Annotated in this window: 4 protein-coding genes; all 4 read left to right on the top strand. The window is 32.1% G+C overall.

Going from position 1 to position 2,825, the window contains the following annotated elements; translation table 11 throughout:
• The first annotated feature begins 282 nt into the window (after positions 1 to 282).
• The gene (locus L950_RS36065; RefSeq protein ID WP_132842246.1) at positions 283 to 414 is read left to right on the top strand and encodes an Arm DNA-binding domain-containing protein; all 132 of its coding nucleotides are present in this window, start codon (positions 283 to 285) and stop codon (positions 412 to 414) included.
• Positions 415 to 565: 151 nt separating this feature from the next.
• Positions 566 to 1,249, top strand: coding sequence for an ankyrin repeat domain-containing protein (locus L950_RS24800; RefSeq protein WP_021191020.1), 684 nt, complete (start codon positions 566 to 568; stop codon positions 1,247 to 1,249).
• A gap of 222 nt (positions 1,250 to 1,471) precedes the next feature.
• Positions 1,472 to 2,026: an RNA 2'-phosphotransferase gene (locus tag L950_RS24790; RefSeq protein ID WP_021191018.1), complete on the top strand. Its 555-nt coding sequence runs from the start codon at positions 1,472 to 1,474 to the stop codon at positions 2,024 to 2,026.
• 518 nt (positions 2,027 to 2,544) lie between these two features.
• On the top strand, positions 2,545 to 2,825 hold a 281-nt coding region (locus L950_RS24785; protein ID WP_197086686.1), incomplete at its 3' end, for a hypothetical protein.

The following is a 2,825-nucleotide window of genomic DNA, read 5'->3' as shown; positions in this document are numbered from 1 at the left end:
AAATAATCCCTCCTCTTCCGCATCCTGATAAAGAAAATATATCAAAACCCTATAAATTCAAGGATTTATAGGGTTTTTCTTTTTATACACCTATCGTTTTTTTCAATACTTCTCATTTCTAGCGAGACCCTAGCGAGACCCTAAAATTTGGCTAGCTAGGGTCTCGCTAAAATGAACCGCTAGATGAATACCGCATAAAGGCATGACATGACCAGATGCTGAACATCTTGACAGTTAATATCCAATAGAATAAATTGAATATTGAAATAAAACACCACCACAATGAGCAATCAAGTTACTATCTACATGTATACCCGTGCTGTAAAAGCTAACAAAGCAGGACTACATCCCATTTATGTCCGCATAACCATACAAGGTAAACGAACCGAATTCTCGACCAAAGAAAGCAAGTAAAAGAACGTCGCTATATTGATGTTGGATTTTAGATATTTCATAAATTTACAGTATATTGATAACTAAAATAAGTTTTACAAAACAACATATGCATTGCGTCATTTTTTGAGTTATCTGCTAACATTTTCAAGCATAATCCATAGACTGAAAGATGAAAAAATTATTTAGTACAATAAGGAAAAAAGAAATTAACGAAATTTCTAAAATTCTCGACAAAAATCCGGAATTGGTAAATTGTATTGCAAAAGGAATATCTAAACGCGATGATGGAGAAATTCCTTTACAGACTGCAATTAAAACTGAAAACTTTGACATAGCTAAACTACTAATTGAACGTGGAGCTGATGTAAAATTTATGGAAACAGAAATTGAAGATGAAGATTGGAGAAAACCGGCCTTACATTTTGCAATTGAAGCAGTTATTGCCAATTCAAGAGATGAAATTTACATTCCTAAATATAGTCCTCAAAATAATTCTGGCTTTTTAGGATTATTCAAAAAAGACCAATGGACGGTTAAAAGTGAACCGACAAAAAAATATCGAGAGGCATTTGAAATTATGAAATTACTAATAGAAAAAGGTGCTGACATTCATTCATCTAATTCAACTAGTAATTATCAAATAAGTGCTAGCGAATTTATATGTAATCGCATTGCAAATTATCATTTTGACAATAAAAGACCACTGGCTAAAGAAACAATAGATGATTTACATCCGATATTTGAACTATTCAAGATAAAGAAAATTACTGACTTTGATTTACCAAGTGTTAGCGAAAGAGGAAATACGGTTTATGAAAGTTACAAAAATTTAATTGACCAAATTTTCGAATGAAATTATGCCTTCACATGACAAGGGTCTTGCCGAACCGTTAGTCGCAAGCGTATCGCGAATCTGCAAAATAACAAATGATCATTTCATTAAATTTTCAGATGCACTTTATGAATTAGGCGAAAGTTGTAAATTGGTGTTAATTGATTGGAACAGTCTGGAGCTAATAGACTTAACTGACAGAAATAAAATTGAAAGAGTATTTCCTCATCTATACAAAATAATATGACAAGCGATAAACAACTGACACATATAAGCAAGTTTTTAAGTTTGGTACTAAGACACCAACCTAAAACAATTGGTATTCAACTTGACCAAAATGGTTGGACCGACGTTAAAGAATTAATTGAAAAGGCAAACGAAAATGGTATAAGTTTCGACCGAGATACACTTAACTATATTGTTGCGACAAATCCAAAAAAGAGATTTGCTTTTAATGAAACGCTTGACAAAATAAGAGCAAGTCAAGGACATTCAATAGAAATTGAATTAGGCTACGAGAGCCAAAAACCACCTGAAATTCTATATCATGGAACAAGCAAAAATTCAGTACAATCAATAATTGACAAAGGACTTGAAAAGCGGAGCAGACAGCACGTTCATTTGAGTAGCGACATTGAAACAGCAATTAAGGTTGGACGAAGACACGGAAAGCCTGTTGTACTTAAAGTCCTTGCTGAAAAAATGTACACCGACAATTTTCAGTTTTTCATTTCGGCCAATGGTGTTTGGCTGACTGACCATGTACCTGCGAGATATTTAAAGTCGAATGACGAATAAAATAATAAAAGTTGGTAACAAGTAATGGGGTATTACATCTTGTCTTTTTTTGTTTTAATGATTACATCGCAGATGACAATAGTGGGCGGAATGTATATACTTCAAGTTTTGTGCTTTGGTAGAAATTTGTATTTGAGTTGAAAGTTTCGGCTCCGAAATCCGCCATTGCGTAAGTACCGGAACGTTTTGCGTCAGCTTAAAAACAATCCCGTGCAAATAACAATAGTCCTCCTACTCGTTTTAATTATAAAGCTAGGGTTTGTAAGCGTTGTAAATTTCATCAACACTTTTGATACACTAACGTCGTTATATTGATGTTGGATTTTAGATATTTCATGAATTTACGGTATATTGATAACTAAAATAAGTCTAATAAAACAAAATATGCATTGCATCAATTTTTGAGTTAGAGATAATTTTAAGAAAAACACCATAGAAGGGAAAAGATAATAAAGGAAGTGAAAAGTTATTATTTATCTAATTTTAGGTCCATAACTATAGGAGTAATTTTTATAATTATGGGCATTGCCACAACATTTATTGGGTTTGATATAAAAAGGTCATTTTGGAATAACTCTCAAAGCATGATTATTGATTTCAGAGGTATAATGCATTTTATTGTCTCTATATTGTTATTGCTTTTCAGAGCTGGCTTGATCTTTTTTGGATATATTACTATAAAATATAGAAGTAAAATCATTAGAGCAAAAACTGATGACAAGGGATTATATTTTAAAGAAATTACAGGAGGTAATAAACTTGAAAGATTATCTTTTGACAGTACTGTCCTAAATAAATT

The sequence above is a fragment of the Sphingobacterium sp. IITKGP-BTPF85 genome (genome assembly GCF_001006065.1).
Lineage (GTDB): Bacteria > Bacteroidota > Bacteroidia > Sphingobacteriales > Sphingobacteriaceae > Sphingobacterium > Sphingobacterium anhuiense.
Note: the sequence above shows the minus strand (reverse complement) of the source record. Positions and strands in the feature narration are given on the sequence as shown.

What these genes read in the sequence shown, in the direction of transcription:
- L950_RS36065 (WP_132842246.1), top strand. Translation starts at nt 283, where the DNA reads ATGAGCAATCAAGTTACTATCTACATGTATACCCGTGCTGTAAAAGCT.
- L950_RS24800 (WP_021191020.1), top strand. Translation starts at nt 566, where the DNA reads ATGAAAAAATTATTTAGTACAATAAGGAAAAAAGAAATTAACGAAATT.
- L950_RS24790 (WP_021191018.1), top strand. Translation starts at nt 1,472, where the DNA reads ATGACAAGCGATAAACAACTGACACATATAAGCAAGTTTTTAAGTTTG.